Here is a 24,307-nt window from a genome sequence, read left to right as displayed (position 1 = left end):
CACGGCCTGCATTGGGGAGGCCGTTGGGTCGATTAGCACCGCATTCCATTTCCGAGGCGCCCATGAACCGTTTCCATGCGTTTCTGTTGTCCGTCCTGATCGTATCGTGTGGAGCCATCCCGCCCAGCGGTTATCTCCATGCGCAGGAATTGCCGCCCGGGATGCCGAAGATTTCCGGGGAAATCCGCGCGCGGCAAATCGAAAAGGCCGAAGCCGCGGCCATGTCGGGGCCGGCCCAGGCCGGGATACTCCGGGCGATGGGACTGGAAGGGCAGGCGCTGGACGCGGAAGAGTGCGCGCTCTACGTGGATGCGCCGCTTGATGATGCCGCCAAAGCCGATCTTGCGGCGGCGGGGATCGTGGTGCACGATGTGTATGTGCCGCCCGTGCCGGGCAAGCACCCGCACGGTTACTACCTCGCAACCGTGCCGTATGCCAGTCTGCCGCGGGTGGATTCGAGCACGCGCATCGTCCGGCTTGAAAGCGTGGAATTCCAACACTACCCGCTCAACGATCTGGCGGGAGACTTCACGCGGGTCGGCGACGTGCACGCGGGCGCCGGCGTGACGGCGCGAACGGGGTCCGGCATCAAGATCGCCGTCGCCGATTCCGGAATTGATCTGACCCACGCCGACTTTCCAACGCCGGTGGAGCAGTTCGATGTCACGGACGGCGTCGGGATATCGAACTGGGGCACAAACGTCTCCAATACGGTTTCGGATCATGGCACGCACGTGACCGGTTCGGCGCTGGGGCGCGGGACGCTTTCGGGGGGACGGTATGTCGGATCCGCGCCCGCGGCGGAGCTCTATTTCTACAAGATCGGCAACGACACCACGGCGGGCGCGTCGGAAGCGGACGAAATCGAGGCCATCGACCGGGCGCTGGCGGTGGGCTGCGACATCTTCACGATGAGCTACGGCGGCGTGGGCGTCTTCCAGGACGGTTCCGACGCGGCCAGCCAGGCGATCGACGCGGCCGTGGCCGCCGGGATGACCTGTTTTGTCGCCGCGGGCAACGACCAGACTAAGGGCTGGCACGATTCGGTGACCGCGCCGCTCAGCAGCACGACCAGCAGCTTCGGTTTTACCGTCGACAACACCGCCGGGGTGTCGACCTTGAACAGCCCCATTTCCGTGCGGGTTATCTGGATCGACGGCGCGCCCGGCGACAGCAACATCGCCCTGAGCTGCACCAACCTGGGCGCGGGCGAAAGCCTGACGCTGGCCTTCAGCAGCTTCAGCGCGCGCGGCACGGAGGGCCAGCGCTACGTTTTGACGCCGAATGTCGCGGCGGGGGCTTCCAAGTCCTACGCGTTTGCCCTGACAAACAGCGCGGCCAGCGGAACGGTCCCGCTCGTACACCTGTTCCAGGTCTCCGGCTTGAACCAGGCGACCTTTGACAGCCCGGACCCCGCCTACACCATCGCCACCCCCGCCCTGGCCGACAGCGCCATCGCCGTGGGGGCGTGGACGCAGCGGAAGACCTGGACGAATTACCAGGGCAGCGGCTTCCAGTTCAGCACCTTTACGGTGGATACCCTGGCGCCCTTCAGCAGCCTCGGGCCGCGGGTAGACGGCGTGATAAAACCCGATATCGTCGCGCCCGGCGCGGCCACCATCTCCGCGCGGGATTCCGTCGGATCACTGTCCGCCGTGGACGCCTTCATCATCGACAACGACGGTTTGAATCTGAACGGGAGCGGGCCCGCGAATTATTACATCAAAACGGGCACCAGCATGGCGTGTCCCTATGCGGCGGGCATCGGCGCGCTCGTGCTGGAGGCGAACCCGTCCTTTACACCAGCCGATGTTTATGCCGCTTTGACCGGCACGGCATCGCAATTCGGCAGCCCGGACAGCAACGCGGGGTTCGGCCTGCTCGACGCCGTTGCGGCGCTGCAGGTGGATGTCGTTGCGCCGTCGGTGACGGGCATAACGCGCCTGACGCCGGCGGACGAACTGACAAACGCCACACAGGTGACGTTTGCGGTGGCATTCGACGAGTCGGTGACGGGGGTGGCGACGAACAACTTCAGTGTGGACGGGAGCGACGATCAATCGGGGGCGACCGTCGCGTCGGTGGGCGGTTCGGGAGCGAATTGGACCGTGACATTGAACACGGCGGCGGGCGCCGGCGCGCTGACGGTGGATCTGGACGCGAACCTGTCGTCGATCGAAGACGCGGCGGGGAACGCGCTGGCGATGGGCCGGGCGGGCGACGAGAGCTACACGGTGGATCGGATCGCGCCCGAAGTGGCGGAGATCGCGCGGCTGACCCCGGCGGGCGAACTGACGAATGCCACGCAAGTGACGTTTGCGGTGTCGTTCGAGGAATCGGTGACCGGCGTGGCGACGAGTAACTTCAGCGTCGCGGGTACGGACGATCAAGCCGGAGCCACGGTCGCGTCGGTGGGCGGTTCGGGCGAGAACTGGACGGTGACCGTGAACACGGCGGCGGGCGCGGGCTCGCTGACGGTGGATCTGGACGCGAACCTGGCAACGATCATTGACGCGGCGGGGAACGCGCTGGCGATGGGCCGAGCGGGCGACGAGAGCTACACCGTGGACCGGAGCGCCCCCGAGGTAACGGAAATAACGCCTGTGACCACGAGCCCGACGAATGCGTCCCTTCTGGCGTTCACCGTGGTGTTCAGCGAACCCGTTACGAATTTTGAAAGTGCCGGCGACATCACGTTGACGATGTCGGGAACCGCCGCCAGCACCGGCGTACTTATCGGCGGCGGCCCGCAGACCTACACCCTCGAGATTACGGGCGTCAGCGGCGATGGCGAGGCGCGGGTTTCCGCGAGCCTGCTTTCCGATATCGCCGACACTGCGGGAAATCCGCTTGCGGCCAGCGTGACGAGCGCCGCCGTGATAATTGACAACACGCCGCCCGCCGTGTCGGTACACGCCCTGAGTACGCGTGACAACACGCCGCCACTCACCGGAACGATTGACGATCCGGACGCGACCGTGGCGATCAGCGTGGGGGCCCAGAACGGGCTTTCCGCGACCAACGGCGGCGATGGAACGTGGACCCTGGCCGACAATGTGCTGACCGCGCTCGCCGACGGCGTTTATGATGTGGTGGCGGTCGCCACGGATTCCGCCGGCAACATGGGAACCGACACGGGCGTCGCCGAACTTGAGATCGACACGGCCGCGCCGATCGTCACCGTGGACACCTTGCTCACCAACGCCACGACGCCCGATCTGAGCGGCGCCGTGGACGATCCCCTCGCCGTGGTGGAAATCGCGGTGGGCGGCCAGGCTGGATTGGCCGCCGTGAATGGCGGGACCGGCGTCTGGACCTTGGACGGCTCGCTTCTGGACCCGCTGGGCGAGGGCGTATATGACGTTGTGGCGACGGCCACGGACCCCCTCGGGAACTCCGCCGTAGACGCCACTACCGGAGAATTGACCATCGATTTGACCGGGCCGGGCGTTGAAATCGGCGCGCCCGATGTCGCGGAGACCGACCTGGGCCCCGTCCACTTCGCGGTGTCGTACTTCGATGCGGCCCTCGTGACGCTTGACCCGGGCGGCGTAACCGTACACGCGACCGACACAGCCGTGGCGGGATTGGTCGAGGTGGACGTGCTGGATACAACGGGCGCGGTTATCACCCTTTCGATGTTATCCGGCAACGGAACGCTTCAGGTTTCGGTGGCCGCGGGTACGGCGGTGGATGCCGTGGGCAACCCGGCGCCGGCCGCCGGTCCCGGCGATGCCGTGTTGGTCGTAAATACCGCCGCCGAAGGCGAGGGCGAAGGTGAAGGTGAAGGTGAAGGTGAAGGTGAAGGCGAAGGTGAAGGTGAAGGTGAAGGTGAAGGTGAAGGTGAAGGTGAAGGTGAAGGTGAAGGTGAAGGTGAAGGTGAAGGTGAAGGCGAAGGTGAAGGTGAAGGTGAAGGTGAAGGTGAAGGCGAGGGCGAGGGCGAGGGCGAGGGCGAAGGCGAAGGCGAAGGCGAAGGCGAGGGCGAGGGCGAGGGCGAGGGTGAGGGCGAGGGCGAGGGCGAGGGCGAGGGCGAGGGTGAAGGCGAGGGTGAAGGTGAAGGCGAGGGCGAGGGTGAAGGCGAGGGTGAGGGCGAGGGCGAGGGCGAAGGCGAAGGTGAAGGTGAAGGTGAAGGTGAAGGTGAAGGTGAAGGTGAGGGTGAGGGTGAGGGTGAGGGCGAGGGCGAGGGCGAGGGCGAGGGCGAGGGCGAGGGCGAGGGCGAGGGCGAGGGCGAGGGCGAGGGCGAGGGCGAGGGCGAGGGCGAGGGTGAGGGTGAGGGTGAAGGCGAAGGCGAAGGCGAAGGCGAAGGCGAAGGCGAAGGCGAAGGCGAGGGTGAGGGTGAAGGTGAAACGAATCCCGAGGACATGGCCCGCGCGTTGTTGGCCGGGTTTGCCGCCGCCGATACGAATGGCGACGGGTTCCTGAGTCTGGAAGAAGCCCGCGCGTTGCAGCCGTTGCTTACACAGCAGATTTTCCAGCGTTGGGATACCAATCGCGATGGTCTGCTTACCGCGGCGGAGTTGGATGCGGTGGTGAACCCACCGGCGCCCTCGGGTTGCGCGTTCGGGAAACAAGCCGAATCGTGGAAGCGTTTCCTGGGCGATGCGTTCCTGCTCGGGCTGGCGCTTATGGTGATCTTTGGCTGGCGGAGGAACTGATTGCATTCCGTGCGATTGACGATGTCCCGGAATCGCGGGGGTTAACTTGTGTGGGCGCTTGTAAGGCCGCCCGCGAAGTGGCGCGCCCGGTTGCCGGGTTGCAATCCGGCGCGCGCGCCACGCATCATGCCCCCGCCGGGCCGCGGGGGTATTCCGCGGCCGCGTTCCCCAGGGCCAATATCGCAACGCAAGACCTGCCGTGCCTGATCTTGAAGACGAGCTTACCTACTCCGCCATGCCGCCGGTTCGCGGCCTGGTCTCCGCCCGCTGCGCCCGGGACGCAGTAATCGGCCTCACCACGCTGCGGCGCTGGCTGCGTCACAGCGCGGATCGCTTTCACGTGGAAAAGGCCGATCTCTGGGAGCCGGACGCCGCTTCCGATCGGATCCTGCCGCTGCTGGAGGAGGCCAAGCTGGCGGGACTCAAGTTGTCGCTCATCGTCGATCCATCCGCCGATCCCGGCCCGCTCGGCGACTTCGCGGCGGCGGGGCTGCTCGACGTCGTGTTGTGTCCGCAATCGCCGGACCTGGCGGGGTTGTTGCGATGGCGCGACGCGTGCGCCGCGAACGGGATCGCCTTTCGCGCGCACCTTCCCGGACGCCTGCTGGATGCGCCGTGGGCCGCGGAACTCCCGTCCGTTCTCCAAGACGCGTCCGTGCTGACCGTATACTTCGGCGGTGGCTTCGCCCCGGGCCTTTCGGCGGGGCCGCCGGTCGCGTCTCAGGTGCTTGACGCCGCCATCGCGCTCTTGCGTGCGCTTGCCCACGGTGGCCCGGAGCTGCACCTGGCGGATGTGCCCTTTTGCCGTGTCCCCGAGGACCTCTGGCCGTACATATCGAACACGCCGCAGCGCCTCGCCCATCACCAGCACTACCACGCGGGCGCGCTGGAATTCGCGCGCCGTCTGATTTCGCTTTCCCCCCGGCGCGCCGGCCAGACGGTCGAGATCGCGATTTCCGAAGGCGCGTCGTTTCACAACGCCATTGATCGCGCGGTGCTGCCGTGGATCCTGGAGCGGAACGCCGCGCTGTTCCGGGTGTGGTTCCTGCACAAGCTTACGCGCTGGATCGGGATCCGGCGCCCGCGGCCCGAACCCCTGCCGGAAGACACCAGCGCGCTCGAGGCGCGGCTGGCGGAATACCGGGCGGCCCAGGCGCGCATGCTGGGGCCGGCCTGCGCCGCATGCCGCATGCGGCTCATTTGCGACGGGCCGTCGGAAGTCTTCAAGCAGGCCTTTCCCGGCGCCGCGATATCGGCGATACCGGGCGACGCGATTACCGGCCCGCTTGCGTTTCGCGCGAAGGCTCCCGCGTGGTACGACGCCGTGGATGCGGCGCGGCGCGTGCTGCCGGCGCACCGGCGGGCGCTTGTGGAGGACGCGCGGCGCACCCTGCGCCAAACGCCGCCCGACCGCGAAATTCCGGCCGAAAGCTACGCCATCGAAGACCATTTCACGGACCGGATGCCGGCGTCCGTCCGCTGGTTCTCCTTTTCCACCGGGGAGTTGGTGAGCACGCCGCTGGCGCGCGTTTCGCCGCCGTTTACGCTCTCGGCGACCTTCGGCGGCGGCATCGCCGCGCGCATTGGCTTCGCGTTTGGACGCCACGCGCGGATCGTGTGCCCGATGATTGCGCCGGGCCACACCCTGGCGCTGCATGTGGACCGCGCGGGGCGCTACGTGCTGCTGCGGGACGACATCCCCGTGGCGCCGTCGGGATTTCGGGATACGGATCGCGTTCCCGAGCGCATTGGAAGCGTGGCCGAGCCGCGTCTGGCGATAGTAAATCTGGACGGGCAGATCGTGACGCAGACCGTGCAACTCTGGGAAGGCGCGACCGCGGCGGAAACGCCGCCCGCCCGGCATTCGGTGGTGATCGTCTGCACCCGTTTTGCGCGGCGTCTTCAGGCCGCCCTGCTTTGTCTGGCGCATCAGGAAGGCCTGGCGCCGGGCGCGCTGGAGGTTATCGTGGGCTACGTTCCGGGGATCGACGCAACGGACGACGTGCTGGACAGCCTGGAGGCGCGCTACCCGGCGCTGGCCATCCGGCGCATTCCCTTTACAGCCGATCGCGACCGGGCGAAGGGCTTCATGATCAACGAATGCGCCGCGCTCGCCACCGGCGAATGGATCACGCTGCTCGACGCCGACATTCTGCTGCCGCCGGACTGCTTCACGCGCCTGGACGCGCTGCCCGGGGCCACCGTATTCGCCGCGCCCGAGGGCCGCTACATGCTGGACGCGGAGACGACCGCGGGCGTGCTGCTGGGCGACATTGCGCCCCAGGATCGCTATACTACGCTCCAGGAAGCGGCGCCCGAGTACCGGCGCCGCGAATCGGAAGGCTACCCGCCGGGTTTTTGCCAGAGTTTCCGCCGGCGCGTCTTTGACGAGATCCGCTACGCGGAACTGGATCATTTCGAGGGATCCGACTGGCTGTTCAGCAAGTCCATCGTCGATCGCTACGGGCCGGAGACGCGCCTGGAGGGTCTGGGCGTGCTGCACCTGGACCACGGCGGCAGCCAGTGGTACGGCACGGGGAAACAGCGTTGAATTCTTGTGAAATGTGCTCGGGATACGGGATGGCGGCATGCGTATCGCCCTCGTAGACCTGCTTTTTTCCTGGCCCCCGCACGGCGGCGCCGACGTGGACCTCTACAACCTGGCGTCGGGCCTCCACCGGCTCGGCCACGACGTGCAGGTGGTCTTCGTCAACGATCCCCATTCCTGGGAACGCGGGTCCATCCAGACCGGCGCCCTGCCCTTTCCCGTGCTGGGCGTCTCCGGGGCGCGCCGGGATTTTACCCGCAAGACGCTGCCGCGCCTGATCCGGGAGGCGGTCGACCTGTGGCGCCCCGACGTGGTGTTCCTGGGCGACGGCTTTCTCATGAAGCCCTACGTGGGCCTCGCGCTGGCGGACTACCCGCTGGTGGCGCGCTACTACGCCTACGAAATGGCCTGCCTGCGCGATATTCTGCACTACAAGGACGGCGCCCCCTGCCCGCTGCATTTCCTGAAGGACCGGGACGCCTGCCGCGCCTGCGCGCTTGACCACCTGAAGCCGGACATCCGTTCGGGCCGCCCCCACGCCTGGGCGCAGGAGTATCTGGCGGCGCGGGCCTACGCGCCGGACTACGTCTCCGCCTGCCGCGATTACCTCAAGAAACTGCGCGCCGCCATTGTCTACAACGAGACCATGCGGGACCTCCTGAGCTGGTATTGCGAAACCATCCATATCATCCCCGGGGGCGTGGACGTGTCGCAGTTTCGCTTCGAGCCGCCCGCGCGCAAGAGCCCCCGGGACAAGAAGCACATCCTGATGACGGGCCGGGCCGAGGATCCGGTCAAGGGCTACGCCGTGCTCGCCGAGGCCGGGGAGCGCCTCTGGGCCCACCGCCGGGATTTCCAGATTCAGGTCACGCTGCCCGAAGAAACGCCTGTTCCCGCCTTTGTCTCCGCGGTCGGGTGGCATGCCCACGGCGCGCTCCCGGCGCTCTACCGGCAGGCGGACATCTGCGCCGTGCCCAGCGTCTGGGAAGAGCCGTTCGGCATGGTGGCGATTGAGGCCATGGCCACGGGCCGGCCCGTCTGCGCGAGCCGGACAGGCGGCCTGCGGGAGATCGTGTCCCACATGCAGACGGGCTTCCTCTTCGAACCCGGCGATGCCGGCGAACTCGCCAAGCAGCTGGAAATCCTGCTGGACAATCCCGAGCTGCGCCTGCGGATGGGGATCGCCGCGCAGGACCGGGTCGACGAGGAATACACGTGGTCGCAGATCATTCTGCGGAAGTACTACCCGGTGTTCGAACAGGTGCGGAGGCGCGGGTAGATGGCGAAGCGGCGCAATCCAGAGCGCATCTGCGCGTTCTACAGCAGCGGCCCGCACTACGTGCGCATGCTGCGCCGCATCCGGGCGGTCTATCCCTCCGAAACGATCATCGCCGCCATCCCGGCCGGCTTTCCGCCCGGCGCCATTGCCGGCGTCGCGGATGAGTTCCTGCGCCTGCCGCCCGCAACCGGCCTTGGCGCCATGAAGCGCGCGCTGGTGACGGTCCGGCGTCTGCGGCGGGCCCGTTGCGGCCATATCGTCGTGATGTTCGATAGCCCGCGGCTCAATCTGCTCGCGCGGCTCAGCGGCGCGGGCCGCGCCTGGTGCTTCACGGTCGACGGGCGCTTCTACGGACTGTCGCGATCGCTGGCCCAGGTCCTCTTGACGCCCCTCGGGCAGCGGATCCGGGGCGAGTGGGACTATCTCCGCGCGCGCCTGGGAACCGCCCGGCGCGGCAAGCCCGAAGGGTAACGGCGCGGCTCAGAACCCGAGGCGGAGCGCGGATTCACGGCCCCGCCTCATTAGGCTTCGTTGATCTGTGCGAGTGGGATGCCCTCGTCGATCAGCATGACGGGGATGTCTTCCCGGATGGGGTACAGGTAGGCCCGGTCCTCGCGCACGAGGCCGCCCTCAATGGCCGTGTCCACGTTCTCGCCCGCGCGGTTTTTCAACGTCCCGGCCTCGATCGCCGCGTTCACCCGGGCCACCAGTTCCGCATCCGCCAGATGCACCGGAGTCTTGTTTTCCGGACATACCAGTATCTTGAGCAATTCTTCGTCGACCATGTATCCCTTGGCTCCGTTTTTGCGCGCATCCCGCGCGGCCCGGCGGCATTGTACCCCACGGGCGCCCGTATTGCCCAACCCGGCGGGGCCGCATTCACAAATGGTTGATTCTTCCCATATGCGGGCCGTACGCTATAGCGGTCTGGAGGCCGTCATGCACCGCTGTTTCAATTGCCAGCAGCCATGGGAGAGCTCGCTCCGGCAGCCCGCCGTCAAGGAAACCTGCGCGCGCTGCGACGCCTACCTCCATTCTTGCAGGAACTGCCGCTTTCACCGCAAGGGGTATCCGAACGAGTGCTACATCCCGGACACGGAGAAAGTGGCCGACAAGTCGCGGGCCAACTTCTGCGACGAGTTCGAATTTCGAGACGATGGCGAGCAGTTGGGCGCGCGCCCGGGCGATCGGTCCGCGCTGGACGGGCTGCTGGGCGAAACGACGCCGGAGGGCACGCCCGAGGCCGAGTCGCTGGATTCGTGGCTGTCTTCGTCCGAGAAGCCGTCGCGCAAGTTTGACGACCTGTTTTCCGACTGATGTGTGTTGCGAATCGGACCGGTACGTGGTACCCTTCGTGTGGGGTAATCTGTGGCGATAAAGCGAGAAATTTGTGAATAGTGATCTATCGAAACACCGGCTGCTTGTCGTCGACGACAAGCCCAACATGCGCCAGATGCTCCACGCCGCATTCGCGGACAGCGGATTCACGGTGGAGACGGCTTCCAACGGGAATGAGGCGATCGCGCGCCTCGGCGCGTCCCATTTCGACGTGATCATCTCCGACTTGAACATGCCCGAGGGCACGGGGCTGGATGTTCTGCGGGCGGCGAAGGCGGTGTCACCGGATACGGGCGTAATCATCGTGACGGCCTACGGGACGATCGACACGGCGGTGGAAGCGATGCGCCTGGGCGCCTACGACTTTGTGACCAAGCCGTTCCGCCTGGCGGATATCGAGCGCAAGGTGCAGAAGCTGATCCGCGGGCGGGCGAATTCGGCAGCTTCCTCCGCGCAGACCTGGATTCATCCGTCGGTGCAGCACATGATCGGCGCGAGCGCGCAGATCCGCCGGCTGATGAAGCTGATCATCAAGATCGCGCCCAGCAACAGTTCGGTCTTAATCACAGGACCGAGCGGCGTGGGCAAGGAACTGGTCGCGCGGGCGATTCACGAGGCGAGTTCGCGGCGGGACAACCCGTTTGTGGCCCTCAACTGCGCGGCGCTCGCCCCGGGGGTGCTCGAAAGCGAATTGTTCGGCCACGAGAAGGGCGCTTTCACCGGCGCGGAGCAGCGGCGCGAGGGCCGCTTCGAGAAAGCGCACACGGGCACGCTCTTTCTGGACGAGGTGGGGGAGATCGACCCGGCAATCCAGACGAAGCTCCTGCGTGTGTTGCAGGAGGGCGAGCTGGAGCGCGTGGGCGGCGCGGAACCACTGAAAATAGATGTGCGTATCGTGGCGGCGACGAACCGGGATTTGCGCGAGGCGATTGCTGAAGGGAAATTCCGCGAGGATTTCTACTACCGCTTGAATGTCTTCTCGCTTGAGGTGAGCGCGCTGAAGGACCGCCGCGACGATATCCCGCTGCTGGTGGATCACTTTCTGCGGAAGTTCTCGCTGGAGCTTGGCAAGGAAGTGGTGGAGGTCGACGACGAAGTCATGGGGATCCTGTTGAATTACGACTGGCCCGGCAACGTCCGCGAGCTGGAGAACACGATCGAGCGCGCCGTCGTCCTGGCGGAGTCCGACAGCATCACGCGCGACGAGTTGCCGCCGCACCTCCTGGAGACGGTTCCCGCGGATATACCGATCGCGCTGCCGTCCCGCAACGAAGGTTCCCTCATCGAGCGGACGGACCGCCTGGAAAGCGACCTGATCCAGGGCGCGCTGGAACGGTTCCGCTGGAACAAGACGAAGGCGGCCGAACACCTGGGCCTTAAGCGGACCACGCTCCAGTACAAGATCAAGAAATACGGGCTGGAATAGCCCGCGGGCCGGGTTCGCCGCACTACTGGACTGTCAATTTACTCTTCGCGCCCCATTGCAACCGATCCCGATGGATCGCCCGGAACCCCTGTGCGAATCGCCCTTCCCTATCTCGATCGCGTGCTCGAAGCGGACCTTTCGTGGGGTCGCCCCCTCCCGCCGCTCGACATATCGGAGGCGCCGCCCCTGAAAGATGTGGACGCCGCGCTGTACGCCGCGCTCGAAGCCCCGCTGGGCCTGAATGCGCCCCTGCGCGAAACCCTGCCCGATCGCGGCGAGGTGCTCATTCTCGTCTCGGACAGCTTCCGGCAGACGCGGGCGGATCGCTTTTTGCCCCCCCTGATCCGCTACCTGGAGGAACACGGCGTTACCGGTGACCGGATCGCGTTTCTATTCGCCACCGGCACACACCGCCCCCCGACGGACGGCGAGCGCCGCGCGATCCTGGGCGAATCCGTCTACGCCCGGTTCCGGGATCGCGTGTACGACCATGATCCGCAAAATCCGGCGGGCCTCGTAAACACGGGAACGACGTCGCGCGGGACCCCGGTCTATCTCAACCGGCGCGCCTGCGAGGCCGCCGCCGTCATCGTAACGGGCACGGTGGTCTTCCATTATTTCGGCGGCTTCGGCGGCGGGCGCAAGTCGATCCTGCCCGGCATCGCGGGCAAAGCCACGATCGCGGCCAACCACGCGTTGAACCTGGACCCCATCGCCGATCGCCTGAACCCGGACGTCGCGATTGGGCGCACACGTGGAAATCCCGTCGCGGAGGATATGCTGGAGGGATCGCAATTCCGGCGGGATCTTTTCCTGATCAATACCGTGTTGAACCGGAACGGGCAGATTGCGGGACTCTTCGCCGGCGATCTGGCGGCGGCGCACGGGGCGGCCTGCGATCTTGCCCGCAGCCTGTATGGCGCGCCGCTGCGGGAACGGGCCGACCTGGTGATTGCGTCGGCGGGCGGCGCAAAAAACTTCGTACAGAGCCACAAGGCCCTCTACAACGCCTGGCAGGCGCTCAACCCCGGCGGCGTGATCATCCTGGCGGCGCCGGCGCCGGAAGGGCTCGGCGGCAACCGATTCGCCGAGTGGCTCGCCCTGGGAACCCGCGACCGGATCATTGCGGCCCTCCGCGCGCGCGCTGAAATCAACGGCCAGACCGCCCTCTCGACTGTGGAAAAGGCGAAAAACACCCTTTTTCTCACAGAGATGACGGACGCCGACGTCCACATGCTCGGCGGGCGTAAGTCGGCAAGCCTGGAGGACGCCCTGGCGGAAGCGCGGCGCAGGCTTGCCGCAAACGGGGTCACGGCGCCCGCCTGTATCCTGATGCCATCGGCGGGCTACACCGTCCCAATCGAGGCCGGCGCGACGCCCGAAAAATGAATGCCGCAAAGAATTGACTGTCCCGCGCGGCGTTTGCTAAACTTTGGCCTTTCTGCGCCTTAGGGAAGGTGGTCGGCTCGTGGCAACCCTTGAGATCCCAGTAACCGCGATAGCCGGGTCGGGCCTTCACGTCGATGTGACAGTCCCCGCGGAAGCCGTGCAACCCGCCGATATCGCCCCAATTCCGCTGGGCCCGGTGGTGGTGCGCGGCGACCTCACCCCCATGGTCGGGCAGTACCTGTTTCAGGGCGTGGTCGAGGCCGTTTTCTTCCATCCCTGCGACCGCTGCCTCGAAATGGCCGAATTCCCCGTTTCGCTGCCGGTGGTCTGGACCTTTGAAGAAGGCCCCGCCCGGGAGTCGGCCGTGGAGGGCGCGGAAATGGCGGAGGAGGAGGCGTATGGCGTATTTACATTTGACGGGCTCACCATCGATCTCGCCCGCCCCGTGTGGGACGAGGTCGCCCTGGCCCTTCCGGTGAAGTTCCTCTGCCGGGAGGACTGCCTGGGCCTGTGCCCGGTGTGCGGCGTAAACCGTAACGCGGAGCGCTGCGCCTGTATAGTGGAGTCAGACGAGGAACGCCCCGCGAACAACAGCGGCTTCGCGGGATTGAAGGATATCTTCCCCGACCTTCCGGATCGGGCCTAGAGGAGTAGAGACCGTGCCAGTACCAAAGAGACGAACGGGTAAAGCCAAGAAGAACATGCGCCGTTCCCACCATGCGCTCACACCCGTAAACCTGGTGGAGTGCCCGAGCTGCGGCGAGCGCATTCCCACGCACCGGGTCTGCCCGAAGTGCGGGCATTACAAGGACCGCCTCGTCGTCAACGTCGAAGAAGACTAATCGCACGCATCCACGCGGAGACTGCTTCATGCGAATCGCTGTAGATGCCATGGGTTCCGACAACGCCCCCGATGTCGAAATCGAGGGGGCCGTAGCCGCAAGCCTGGACAGCGATGTCGAGATCGTGCTCGTGGGAGACGAAAATATCCTCCGGGAGAAGCTCGCCGAACACGGCAAGCACGGCAGCATCTCGATTGTCCATGCATCCGAAGCGATCACCATGCACGATTCGCCGGGCCAGGCGATCCGCCAGAAAAGGGACTCTTCCCTGCTGGTCGGCATGCGTCTGGTCAAGAACGGAGACGCCGACGCGATCGTGAGCGCCGGCAACACCGGGGCGGTGCACGTCGCCGCGCGCATGGTCCTCGGACCGATGCGCGGAGTCTCGCGTTCCGCGATTTGCGGCACCTTCCCCACGACCACCGGGCGCGTGCTGCTGCTGGATATCGGGGCCAATGTCGACTGCAACGAGCGGCACCTCTGCGAGTTCGCGGAAATGGGCTATGCCTATTCGCGATACGCGCTCGGCGTGGAGAAACCCCGCGTCGGCCTCCTGAATATCGGCGAGGAAAGCGCGAAGGGCAGCCATGTCGCCAAGGTGGTGCACCGCAATCTCACCGCCGCGCCCCATATCAACTTCATCGGGAACATCGAGCCCAAGGCCATGTTTAACGGCGACGCCGATGTCGTGGTTTGCGACGGCTTCAACGGCAACCTCCTGCTGAAAACCGCCGAAGCGGTCGCGCGCCTCACCGGAAACCTGCTCAGGGAGGAGTTTGAAGGCTCCTCCATGAACAAGATTGCCGCGATGATCGCCCGCAAGTCGTTGCTCGCCATCAAGGCGAAAGTCGACCCGAATGAATCGCCCGGCGCCCCGCTGCTCGGCGTGAACGGCATCGCCATCATCATTCACGGCTCCTCCAATTCGACGGGTGTGGCCAATGCGATCCGGGGGGCCCAGGTCGCCTTCGAGAACAAGCTGAACTTCCACATTGCCGAAGGCATCGAGGAACTCCGGAGCGTCGAGCGCGAAATGAAGGACGAAATGGACTTCGCGGAGACTCCGAACCCATGAGCTTTTTCCTTTTTCCGGGGCAGGGCAGCCAGAAGCAGGCCATGGGCCAGGATTTTTACGAGCGATCCGCCACGGCCAAATCGGTGCTCGACGAGGCGAACGCGCTCTTCCCCGATGGCGACCTGCTGCATATCCTCTTCACCGGCGCGCCCGAAGAAATCAATCACACCCGTATCGCCCAGCCGGGCCTGCTGGCCGTGGAAGTGGCCATTGCGCGCCACCTCATGGAAAAGGGATACGCGCCCGAAGGCTGCGCCGGCCACTCGCTCGGCGAGATTCCCGCGCTGGTCATCGCCGGGGCGCTGGACTTCGAAGAGGCCTTCCGCCTTACCCTCGTGCGGGCGCGCCTGATGAGCGAGAACGTCCCCGAGGGAGCCATGGCCGCGGTGATGGGCATGGACGCCGACCGGATCGAGGAATTCCTTCCCAAGGGCGTTCAGGTGGCCAATTTCAACGGGCCCGGGCAGACCATTATCAGCGGCACAAAGGCCGGCGTCGAAGCGGCGGGCCCCGCCCTGATCGACGCCGGGGCCAAGCGGGTGGTCCCGCTGCCCGTCTCCGGCCCGTTCCACTCGGACCTGATGGAGAGCGCGGCCAATAAATTTGCCGAAGCCCTGGCCTATGCGCCGTTCCAGAACCCCCGAATTCCGTTCATTTCGTCCGTAACGGCCAGCCAGGTGACCGAAGCGGAAACCATCCGCACACTGCTCGCCGAACAGCTCTACTCCCCCGTGCGCTGGACCGAAGTCATGGCGGAAATCGGCCCGAGGCCCGCGATCGAGGTCGGCCCGGGCAATGTGCTCCGCGGGCTTGCGCGCCGCATGGAAGGCGCCCCCTCCGTCCGTTGCGCCGGCATGGTCTCGGACGTCGACAAGCTGGCCGAATCCGGCGGCGAATAGCGGCGGCCGCGCATTCGGGGCAAGTTTACACAATCGATCGTCAACCAACCCGAAATCGACACGCCCGCGGCATGCGGCGGCGGCGCGAGGAGCACAAAAAGCATGAGCAACCTGAAGGATGCTGTTGTACTGGTAACCGGGGGCACCCGCGGGATCGGCCGCGCCTGCGCCGCCCGATTCGCCGAGCTGGGCGCGCGCGTCGCCATCTGCGGGCGCAGCCAGGAAGCCGCCGACAAGGCCGCCGCGGAGCTTGGCCCGAACGTGAAGGGCTACGCATGCGACATTGCCTCGGCGGCATCCGTCGACGCCCTCGTCGATCGCGTCACCGAGGACCTCGGCACGATCCAGGTCCTCGTGAACAACGCGGGCATCACCCGCGACGGCCTCCTCATGCGCATGAAGGACGACCAGTGGAACGAGGTCATCCAGACCAACCTGAACGGCGCCTTCTACGCCTGCCGCGCCGCCGCGAAGTCCATGCTTAAGGCCCGCTACGGCCGCATCATCAATATCAGCTCCGTCGTCGGCCTGCGCGGCCAGGCCGGCCAGACCAACTACGCCGCCGCCAAGGCCGGCATGATCGGCTTCACCAAGGCCTACGCCCAGGAAGTCGCCAGCCGCAACATCACGGTCAACGTCGTCGCGCCCGGCTACATCGCCACCGATATGACCGCCGAGCTCGGCGAGAAGGCCACCGCCGCCATCACCGAACAGATCCCCATGAAGCGCGTCGGAACCCCCGAAGACATCGCCTTCGCCGTCGCCTTCCTCGCCGCCCCCGAGGCCGGTTACATCACCGGAACCACCCTCAGCGTCGACGGCGGCATAGGGATGTAAACCCCGGCCCCAATCGAAACCGCAACGGCTCACGGGCGCACCCGACGCCCGTGGGCCGTTTTCTTTATGGGTAACACTTTGGCGGTCTGAAGTTGAATGGCAGTTTAACCACGAATGGACACGAATAGACACGAAGTAATACTTTAGCCGTATGAAGTAGCGCCAGCCCATTCTTGTCATGCCGCGATACTACGACGAGAGCGCGCAAGGCTGGGAGCGCAGGCGTCCCCGCCTGCAATGCACCGGAGGTGCATGGCGTATTTGCAATATCGGCACACTTGATCGGCGAGACAATTGGAGCCGGACTACCGCTGATTAGCAGACTCGCGCCTCCGGCGCGTTGCGGGCGGGCCGCCCGCGCTCCCATTCGTCCGCACTTCCGTTGCGGCGCGGGATTTTTTCGTCGAGGAATCAAGCCTGCTTCATTCCGCTAAAGAATTACGACACGAATAAGAAACCGAGATTCAGTTCATGAAGCCGGCCTTTACCCAGGCCCGAAGCCAGGCATCCAAGCAACGAGAAACCTGATTGGCCGCGGAGTACATAGACTAGCCTTTCGCCGCAACGAAGGAGTTTTCCAAAGATCCGCGCCGCCACCGCCTGGCCTCAACAACCGGAACGCTTTTCTATCCGTGTCATCCGTGTAATCCGTGGTCAAAAACGCACCCTCATTCATCCACCCAATCCATCTGCATACCAGAAATCACCCTATGCGCTCTCTGCGTTCTCTGCGGTCAAAGCTTCGTCTCTCTTTCTCTTCGCGCCCTTCGTGGTGATCATTTCCTTGGTTGCGGCCCGAGGCGGCCCTGCGTAATCCGTGGTCTCAATTCCTGGTAGCGGCCAATGGCTGCCCTGGGCCCTTCGCGGTTCAACGCTCTCTCGTTTCGGCCAGAGGCTGCCCCGCACACTTCGCTCCCCACGGTCGCCTCCAGGCCCGCGCCCCGCCGCTTGACAAAATTCCAATAGCCGTGTACATTACATGTAAACAATTCACCGATAAGGAGACTCCGATGCCCGAAAACACCGATCACCCCCTGCTCGCCCCCTATGACCTCGCCGGAATGCCCCTGCGCAACCGCGTCGTCATGGCGCCCATGACCCGCGCCCGCGCCGGAAAAACGCGCGTGCCCAATGCGCTCATGGCCCAATACTACCGCCAGCGGAGCAACGCCGGCCTTATCATCACCGAAGCGACCACCATTTCACCCCAGGCCAATGGCTGGGTGGACTCCCCCGGCATCTACACCGGCGAACAACAGGCGGGCTGGGCGCCGGTGGTGGAGGCGATCCACAAGGCCGGCAGCCGCGTATTCTTGCAGCTCTGGCACATGGGCCGCGCCTCGCACAGCGCCTTCCACGAAGGCGCCCCGGCGGTGGCGCCTTCGGCCATCAAGATCAACGGCGACTACATCCATACGCCACAAGGCAAACTGCCTTATGAAACACCGCGCGCGCTCGAACTTGCGGAAATCCCCGGTATCGTGGAAGACTACCGGCGCGCGGCGGAGCGGGCCCAAGCGGCGGGCTTTGACGGTGTGGAGATCCACGCCGCCAACGGCTACCTCATCGACCAGTTTCTCCAGTCGAAAACCAACCACCGTACGGATGCCTACGGCGGCAGCCTGGAGAATCGCTACCGCTTTCTCAAGGAAGCGACGGACGCGGTGATCACCGTTTTTCCGGCCAACCGCGTGGGCCTTCGCCTCTCGCCCAACGGCGTCTTCAACGACATGGGCTCGCCGGACTTCCGCGAGACCTTCACCTATGCCGCATCGCAACTGGATAGCTATGGCCTCGCCTACCTCCACATCATGGACGGCCTCGCTTTTGGGTTCCACGATCTCGGCGAGCCGATGACGCTGCGGGAATTCCGCGCCTGCTTCAGCGGTACGCTTATGGGCAACTGCGGATACACGCAAGAGCAGGGCGAAGCCGCCATCCGCGATGGCCATGCCGACCTCGTCGCCTATGGCCGGCCCTATATCACCAACCCCGACCTGGTGGATCGCTTCGCAAACGGCTGGCCCCTGGCCCCGGATGCGGACCCGAAGGTCTGGTCGGCCCCGGGCCCCGAGGGCTACACCGACTACCCGAGCTACGGCGCCGCATAGACGGCCAGGCAATACGGGGTCAGGGACTTCAGGGACGGCAGGGACTACAGCGACGGCAGCAACACGGAGATCGCTGCCGTCCCTGTAGTTCGTGCAGCAAGTTTTCGAACTTGCTGCACTCTTCCTTTAAATGGAAAAGCTGTGGAGGCTATTTCATGAATATTGCGTTCTGCCGCCCCTCCGCACACGTATTCGGCATCAATTCGCCAGCGGCTTAACGGCCGGTGTTGTCAAGATGCGCATGGAGCGAGGCAAGGAAGCGGTCCAGGTTTTCATCGAGATTGTCGCCCTTGCGCATGCGGCCGATGGCGATCACCAGATCCCGCTCCAGATCGACGCGAAATACCGTGCTGGAAAACGCGCCGTGGCCTATGGTGCTCTCGCTCAGGGTTAAGGCGTCCTCGCGAATTCCGTTTTCCCCGGCCTGGGGATGCTTGCGAGACGCCCATCGAATACCGATGCCGTAGCTGCCTTCGTCCTCGTCCAGCGCGGGGAACATTTCCGCATAGGGCCGCGGCAAGAGCGCCGCAAAGGTGTCCTCCGAGAAGAAGCGGTGCTCGCCATAGGCGCCCTCGTTAAGCAATAGCTGGCCGATGCGGGCCAGGTCGATAGCGCGGAGATCGGCGCCCAAGCCCATGTCGGTAATGCGGGCGCCCTTCGCGCCCAGGGGCTCGAAGAGATATTCGTGGAATATCCGCGGCGCGGACTTGCCCGTAACCGCTTCGAGAACGCGCCCCACAAGGTCGAAACTCACGCCGTTGTACCGAACCGCGCGGCCCGGTTCCAGCCGTTCAATACCATCCGCCACCACGCTATCGAGCCACACATTGTTCAACCCGCCCCAGACGCCGTGGCCGTCCAGGCCGGATGTATGGGTCATGCAGTGGCGGATCGTCAGGGCGTGAGGCCCGGACTTGGGCAGACTGGGCAAAATCTCGCCGAGGGGCGTGTCCAATGTTAGCAGCCCCTGATCGAGGAACAACGCCAGGAGAACGCCGGTGACGGACTTCGTGATGGAATGCAGCGGGTACGTAGTGTCCTGTGTTACGGGATCACCGCGTTCCTCGCCGTAGGCCCGATGGAAAACCACAACGCCCTTGCGCGCGACTACAGCGGTGAACGGTTCCCCGCCCGAAGATGCAACCCAGTCCCGACAGATTTGGTCCAGTGCCTCCACGACCCCGGCTTTCATGCCTGCGGCTTCGGGCGGGCCAGGCCGGAGTTCGGGGGCGTCGGCGTCCGGTTTGGGCCGGTCCAGCGGGGGAAAGCTATCCTTCGGGCCCTGGACAGATCGCTTGAGGGCAAGCTGGTGTTCGATGTGCCGGACATGCGGCGCATCCAACGGCCCCGGCGGCAGGTCCTCCGGCCGTAGCGCGGTGAGGCCGGCAAGCAGCATTGCGCCTTCCTGATTCTTGCCCAGGCCCTGGAACACGACGCGGTTCAGATAGCCCTGCACGACGTCCCTGTAGGCATCCTGCACGCCCGGCGCGACACCGGGCAACGCCACGGATAACCCGCCATCCTGTCCCAGGGGGCTGATGTCATCGGGATCGAGACAGTAGATCACGAGGCCCCTCCGGATAATGCGGCCATCCTCGGCCCGCGCCTCGATGTAGGCATCATAGCGGCCGGGGCCGTCGGGGCGGGCCACTTCCTCCAGATCCCGATCAAACCAGCGCGCCGCAATCGGCACGTGCCCCCAAAGCGCATGCACAACCAGGGGGCGCTTCCAGACGATCACCGGAAAAGCGTTTGGAAGTCGGATATAGTTGCCGTCTTCCGGCTCAACCCCGCTGTCCTGAAACCATTCCAGCAGCGTCTGCCTATCCGGATAGCCCTCGGGCAATGCATTCGCCCCTGCGAAGGGCGCGGCGGCAGCCAGCCCGGCGGCAAGAACACAACATGCGGCCAATCGCATAATGCCAATCCTCGTCATTCGCATCGGCGGCCTATATCGACTTGAAAGAATCATCTCCATCAGCGATGGTACGTTGTGCCTGCGGTGACATGCAACGCGCCCGATTCATGATTGAAGCCGCCCAACAACTTCGTACGGCGCCCGGAAACGCCTTCATCGACCGCGGCTCGCAGTTCGGGCGCGGCGCGTTCCAACGGGATAGATGGGCGGGTCACTGTTTTCCGCTTCGAACCCGGTCAGTGTGCAGTCTCTTCGAGCACGTGGTAGACTCATCCCCGATGCAAGGACAACCAAGCGAGAGGCAATTCACATGATGAGAAACACCACGCACCTGGCGCTCTTCGTCGCCGCCACGTTGATTGGACAACCCGCATCCGCCAACGGCCCCTGGCTCGGCAACGGCATCAAGTCCGGCGAGCCCACGCAAACCAGTATCATCCTATGGACGCGCCTGACCGAACGCCCCGACATCTCTTCCGAGGGCGTCGAATGGCCCATGGTCCGTCCAGAGAGACAGGAAGGCGGCTCGTTTCACTTCCCCGGGCCACAGATCCCCGAAGGCCACACCCTGAATGACATGGCCTATACCCTCCCGGGTGCGCCGGGCGACGTGCGGCTGCGTTACTGGCCCGAATCGGCGCCGGATCAAGCGACGGACACGGGCTGGGTCCCCGTCGCGCCGGAAGCGGACTACACCCGCCACTTTCCGCTGACCGGCCTGCAACCCGGCGCGCAATACCGCGCCGTCATGGAGGCCCGCGCCACCGGCGGCGCCGAAACCACCCAGACCGTCCAGGGAACATTCCGCACCGCGCCCGCGCCAGACGCCGACGTACCGGTCACGTTCACCGTCGTCACCGGCCAGGACTTCTGGCTGCGCGACGACGACAAAAATGGCCACAAGATCTATGCGGAGATGCTGAGACTGGCCCCGGACTTCTTCGTGCACACGGGCGACATCGTCTATTTCGACCGCGAGCGCCCCTGGGCCGTAAACGCGGAGCAGGCGCGCCACAAATGGCATCGCATGTTCGCGCTCCCCTACCAGCGCAATTTCCACAACCACACCAGCAGCTACTTTCTGCGCGACGACCACGAAACCTGGCAGGACGACGCCTGGCCCACGCTGCAAAACAATAAGATGGGCGACCTGACCTACGCCGACGGCGTGGAGATCTTCTTCGAGCAGGTTCCCGGGCCCGATCGCGAGAAGCCCTGGCGCACGGTCCGCTGGGGGCAAGACCTCCAGATCTGGCTCGTCGAGGGGCGCGATTTCCGCAGCGCCAACACGGACCCGGACGGCCCGGAAAAGACGATCTGGGGCACCGAGCAAAAGGCCTGGTTTAAGAAGACCGTGACGGAATCCGACGCCACCTTCCGCGTGCTCGTCAGCCCCACACCCGTGGTCGGCCCCGACCGCGAAACGAAGGCCGACAACCACGCCAACAAGGCCTTTGCGCACGAGGGCGCCGAATTGCGCCAGTTCATGGCGGAGCAGGAGAATATGCTCGTGATCTGCGGCGATCGCCACTGGCAATACGCCAGCACCGATCCCGTTACCGGCCTCCGCGAGTTCTGCTCCGGGCCCAGCTCCGACGCGCACGCCGGCGGCTTCAGCGAAGACCAGCGCACGGACATGCACCAGTACCTCAAGGTCATCGGCGGATTTCTTTCGTGCACCGCTGAGCGCCGCGACGGCGCGCCGGCGCTGGTCCTGCGCCACTTCGATGTAAATGGCCAGATCGTGTACGAAGAAGCGCTGACGCCGGACTCCATACTGCGGCGTCCGTAATACGATTTATTGTCCGCTGGTAATTCACTAACCGTATGAAGTTGAACCAGTCTTTCTGTTAGCTTGCCGCAATACTACGGCGAGAGCGCGCAAGGCTGGGAGCGCAGGCGTCCCCGCCTGCAATGCACCGGAGGTGCATGGAGTGATTGCAATTTCGGCACATTTGATCGGGAAGAAGATCGGGCCCAGGCTGGCGCCACGAACTGAATTCGCGCCTTCGGCGCGATGCGGGCGGGCCGCCCGCGCTCCCATTGGTCCACAATTTCATTAAAGCACGAAATTTCGCCGTAGGGGAACCAGCCCAACTTCATTCCGCTAAGGTCCTACGTCCGCCGAAACAAATCGCCAGCCTTTCCGGGAACCGGAAGGCGGCCCAACCCGCTGGAGATCATCCGCCATGATACAAAGACTCGCCCTGGCCGCGTTTGCGGCCCTCATCCCACCCGCCGCCCTGGCCGCGGGCCCCTGGCTCGGCAATGGCATCAAGTCCGGCGAGCCCGACCAGAGCTCCGCCGTCGTCTGGACGCGCCTGACGAGCCGCCCCGACGTCTCGGCGGACGGCGTTCCCTGGCCCGATGTCGCCGCGCAACGGGAGGGCGATGACTGGGTGTTTCCCGCTCCGGTGATGCCCGATGGGCATACCCTGGAAGAGATGGCCTGGGCGATGCCCGGCGCGCCCGGAGAGGTCCGCCTGAACTACTGGCCGGAGTCCACAAGCAACATGTCCCAGACGACGGAGTGGGCGCCGGTAGACCCCGCGCGCGACTTCACCCATCATTTCACCCTCACCGGCCTGCAACCCGGCACGCGATACGCCTGCATCGTGGAGGCGCGCGCGCCCGGCGCCGCCGAAGCGAGCGACCGCGTTCAGGGCCACTTTCAGACCGCGCCCGCGCCCGCTGATTCCCCCCCCATCACCTTCACCGTCGTCACGGGGCAGGACTTCCCCCGGCGCGACGACCCGCTCAACGGCCACAAGATCTACCAGCACATGCTGAACCTCGCGCCCGACTTCTTCGCGCATACGGGCGATATCGAATACTACGACAAGCCCGGCCCCTGGGCGGTCAACAAGGCGATCGCGCGCTTCAAGTGGAACCGCCTCTTCGCCATGCCCTACCAGCGCGCCTTCCACAACGAGGTAGCGGCCTATTTCCTCCGCGACGACCACGACACGTGGCAGAACGATTGCTGGCCCACAATGCAAAACAAGAAGATGGGCGAATTCACCTACGCCGAAGGCGTGGATGTCTTCTACGAGCAATTCCCCGGCCCCGACCGCGACCGGCCCTGGCGCACCGTCCGCTGGGGACGCGATCTCCAGATATGGCTCGTCGAGGGGCGCGATTTCCGCAGCCCGAACGACATGCCCGATGGTCCCGAAAAGACCATCTGGGGCGCCGAACAAAAAGCCTGGTTCAAGCAAACCGTGCGGGATTCCGACGCCACCTTCCGCGTACTCATCAGCCCCACGCCCGTTGTCGGTCCCGACCGGGAGAGCAAGAGCGACAACCACGCGAACGCCGTGTTCCAGCACGAGGGCGATGAACTGCGCGAATTCATGGCGGCGCAAAAGAACATGATCGTCATATGCGGTGATCGACACTGGCAATACGTCAGCGCCGACCCGGAAACGGGCCTCCGCGAGTACAGCTGCGGCCCCACCTCCGACGCCCACGCCGGCGGCTTCAGCCAGGACCGGCGCGAGCCCATGCACCAGTACCTCAACATCATCGGCGGCTTCCTGAGCTGCACGTCCACCCGCCACGATGGGAAGCCGGTGTTGATACTGCGCCACCACAACGTGTCGGGCGAGGTCGTGAACGAAGACACCCTCTCCCCCGAGACCGTCCTGAGCGCGCGATAACCCCACGCCGCGCACCAACTGAATGACGAAGCGCCGGGAGTCCGATGGGCTCCCGGCGCTCTTTTTTCGATCCGAACCGCGCAATCCGCGGTGAACAACGTTATTCGATGATCTCGCCCTCGCCCTCGCCTTCGCCCTCGCCTTCGCCTTCGCCTTCGCCCTCGCCTTCACCCTCGCCCTCGCCTTCGCCTTCACCCTCGCCTTCACCCTCGCCTTCGCCTTCGCCTTCGCCTTCGCCTTCGCCCTCGCCTTCGCCTTCGCCTTCGCCTTCGCCTTCACCTTCGCCTTCGCCTTCGCCTTCACCCTCCCCCTCGCCTTCACCTTCACCCTC

The 24,307-nt window shown here is 65.3% G+C and carries 18 protein-coding genes; 15 read left to right on the top strand and 3 right to left on the bottom strand.

Annotation, left to right across the window (positions count from 1 at the left end; translation table 11 throughout):
- Nucleotides 1-62 precede the first annotated feature (62 nt).
- From KF886_05350 to KF886_05335, 4 genes are all read left to right on the top strand, one after another.
- The gene (locus tag KF886_05350; GenBank protein ID MBX3176764.1) at nucleotides 63-4,655 is read left to right on the top strand and encodes a S8 family serine peptidase; all 4,593 of its coding nucleotides are present in this window, start codon (nucleotides 63-65) and stop codon (nucleotides 4,653-4,655) included.
- A 199-nt stretch (nucleotides 4,656-4,854) separates the two neighbouring features.
- The gene (locus KF886_05345) at nucleotides 4,855-7,206 is read left to right on the top strand and encodes a glycosyltransferase family 2 protein (GenBank protein ID MBX3176763.1); all 2,352 of its coding nucleotides are present in this window, start codon (nucleotides 4,855-4,857) and stop codon (nucleotides 7,204-7,206) included.
- Nucleotides 7,207-7,243: 37 nt separating this feature from the next.
- The gene (locus tag KF886_05340) at nucleotides 7,244-8,482 is read left to right on the top strand and encodes a glycosyltransferase family 4 protein (protein ID MBX3176762.1); all 1,239 of its coding nucleotides are present in this window, start codon (nucleotides 7,244-7,246) and stop codon (nucleotides 8,480-8,482) included.
- Complete coding sequence (locus KF886_05335; GenBank protein MBX3176761.1) at nucleotides 8,483-8,953, top strand: hypothetical protein; 471 nt, start codon at nucleotides 8,483-8,485, stop codon at nucleotides 8,951-8,953. It begins immediately after the preceding gene.
- 50 nt (nucleotides 8,954-9,003) lie between these two features.
- Here the strand turns inward: KF886_05335 and KF886_05330 are convergent, their stop codons facing one another.
- A complete protein-coding gene (locus tag KF886_05330; protein ID MBX3176760.1) occupies nucleotides 9,004-9,267 on the bottom strand; it encodes a hypothetical protein in 264 nt (87 codons plus the stop codon).
- A gap of 154 nt (nucleotides 9,268-9,421) precedes the next feature.
- Between KF886_05330 and KF886_05325 the strand changes: the two genes are divergently transcribed.
- The 9 genes from KF886_05325 to KF886_05285 all read left to right on the top strand — a co-directional run bounded on the left by KF886_05325 (nucleotide 9,422) and on the right by KF886_05285 (nucleotide 18,399).
- Nucleotides 9,422-9,799: a hypothetical protein gene (locus KF886_05325; protein ID MBX3176759.1), complete on the top strand. Its 378-nt coding sequence runs from the start codon at nucleotides 9,422-9,424 to the stop codon at nucleotides 9,797-9,799.
- A gap of 73 nt (nucleotides 9,800-9,872) precedes the next feature.
- Nucleotides 9,873-11,246 carry a sigma-54-dependent Fis family transcriptional regulator gene (locus KF886_05320; GenBank protein ID MBX3176758.1) on the top strand — a complete coding sequence of 458 codons (1,374 nt, stop codon included), beginning with the start codon at nucleotides 9,873-9,875 and terminating at the stop codon, nucleotides 11,244-11,246.
- A 90-nt stretch (nucleotides 11,247-11,336) separates the two neighbouring features.
- Nucleotides 11,337-12,635 carry a nickel-dependent lactate racemase gene (gene larA / locus KF886_05315; GenBank protein MBX3176757.1) on the top strand — a complete coding sequence of 433 codons (1,299 nt, stop codon included), beginning with the start codon at nucleotides 11,337-11,339 and terminating at the stop codon, nucleotides 12,633-12,635.
- Nucleotides 12,636-12,714: 79 nt separating this feature from the next.
- Nucleotides 12,715-13,281, top strand: coding sequence for a DUF177 domain-containing protein (locus KF886_05310; GenBank protein ID MBX3176756.1), 567 nt, complete (start codon nucleotides 12,715-12,717; stop codon nucleotides 13,279-13,281).
- Nucleotides 13,282-13,294: 13 nt separating this feature from the next.
- Complete coding sequence (gene rpmF / locus KF886_05305) at nucleotides 13,295-13,477, top strand: 50S ribosomal protein L32 (GenBank protein MBX3176755.1); 183 nt, start codon at nucleotides 13,295-13,297, stop codon at nucleotides 13,475-13,477.
- A 28-nt stretch (nucleotides 13,478-13,505) separates the two neighbouring features.
- Nucleotides 13,506-14,552 carry a phosphate acyltransferase PlsX gene (gene plsX / locus KF886_05300; protein MBX3176754.1) on the top strand — a complete coding sequence of 349 codons (1,047 nt, stop codon included), beginning with the start codon at nucleotides 13,506-13,508 and terminating at the stop codon, nucleotides 14,550-14,552.
- On the top strand, nucleotides 14,549-15,451 hold the full coding sequence (gene fabD, locus KF886_05295) for an ACP S-malonyltransferase (protein ID MBX3176753.1): 903 nt from the start codon (nucleotides 14,549-14,551) through the stop codon (nucleotides 15,449-15,451). Before plsX ends, fabD begins: the two co-directional genes overlap by 4 nt.
- A gap of 111 nt (nucleotides 15,452-15,562) precedes the next feature.
- Nucleotides 15,563-16,288, top strand: a complete 726-nt coding sequence (gene fabG, locus KF886_05290) for a 3-oxoacyl-[acyl-carrier-protein] reductase (protein MBX3176752.1) — start codon at nucleotides 15,563-15,565, stop codon at nucleotides 16,286-16,288.
- Between the two features lie 1,010 nt (nucleotides 16,289-17,298).
- On the top strand, nucleotides 17,299-18,399 hold the full coding sequence (locus KF886_05285) for an alkene reductase (protein ID MBX3176751.1): 1,101 nt from the start codon (nucleotides 17,299-17,301) through the stop codon (nucleotides 18,397-18,399).
- A 214-nt stretch (nucleotides 18,400-18,613) separates the two neighbouring features.
- On the opposite strand, the gene KF886_05280 is transcribed toward KF886_05285, so the two are convergent.
- Nucleotides 18,614-20,317 (bottom strand): serine hydrolase, encoded by a 1,704-nt coding sequence (locus KF886_05280; protein MBX3176750.1) that lies wholly within the window; start codon nucleotides 20,315-20,317, stop codon nucleotides 18,614-18,616.
- 310 nt (nucleotides 20,318-20,627) lie between these two features.
- Here KF886_05280 and KF886_05275 point away from each other — a divergent pair, with 310 nt between their 5' ends.
- Complete coding sequence (locus KF886_05275) at nucleotides 20,628-22,109, top strand: alkaline phosphatase D family protein (GenBank protein ID MBX3176749.1); 1,482 nt, start codon at nucleotides 20,628-20,630, stop codon at nucleotides 22,107-22,109.
- 397 nt (nucleotides 22,110-22,506) lie between these two features.
- Complete coding sequence (locus KF886_05270) at nucleotides 22,507-23,976, top strand: alkaline phosphatase D family protein (protein ID MBX3176748.1); 1,470 nt, start codon at nucleotides 22,507-22,509, stop codon at nucleotides 23,974-23,976.
- A 100-nt stretch (nucleotides 23,977-24,076) separates the two neighbouring features.
- On the opposite strand, the gene KF886_05265 is transcribed toward KF886_05270, so the two are convergent.
- On the bottom strand, nucleotides 24,077-24,307 hold a 231-nt coding region (locus KF886_05265; protein MBX3176747.1), incomplete at its 5' end, for a hypothetical protein.

The sequence above is a fragment of the Candidatus Hydrogenedentota bacterium genome, from assembly GCA_019637335.1.
Classification (GTDB): Bacteria; Hydrogenedentota; Hydrogenedentia; order Hydrogenedentales; family JAEUWI01; genus JAEUWI01.
The sequence above is the reverse complement of the archived record's forward strand: the minus strand, read 5'-3'. Positions and strand labels throughout refer to the sequence as shown.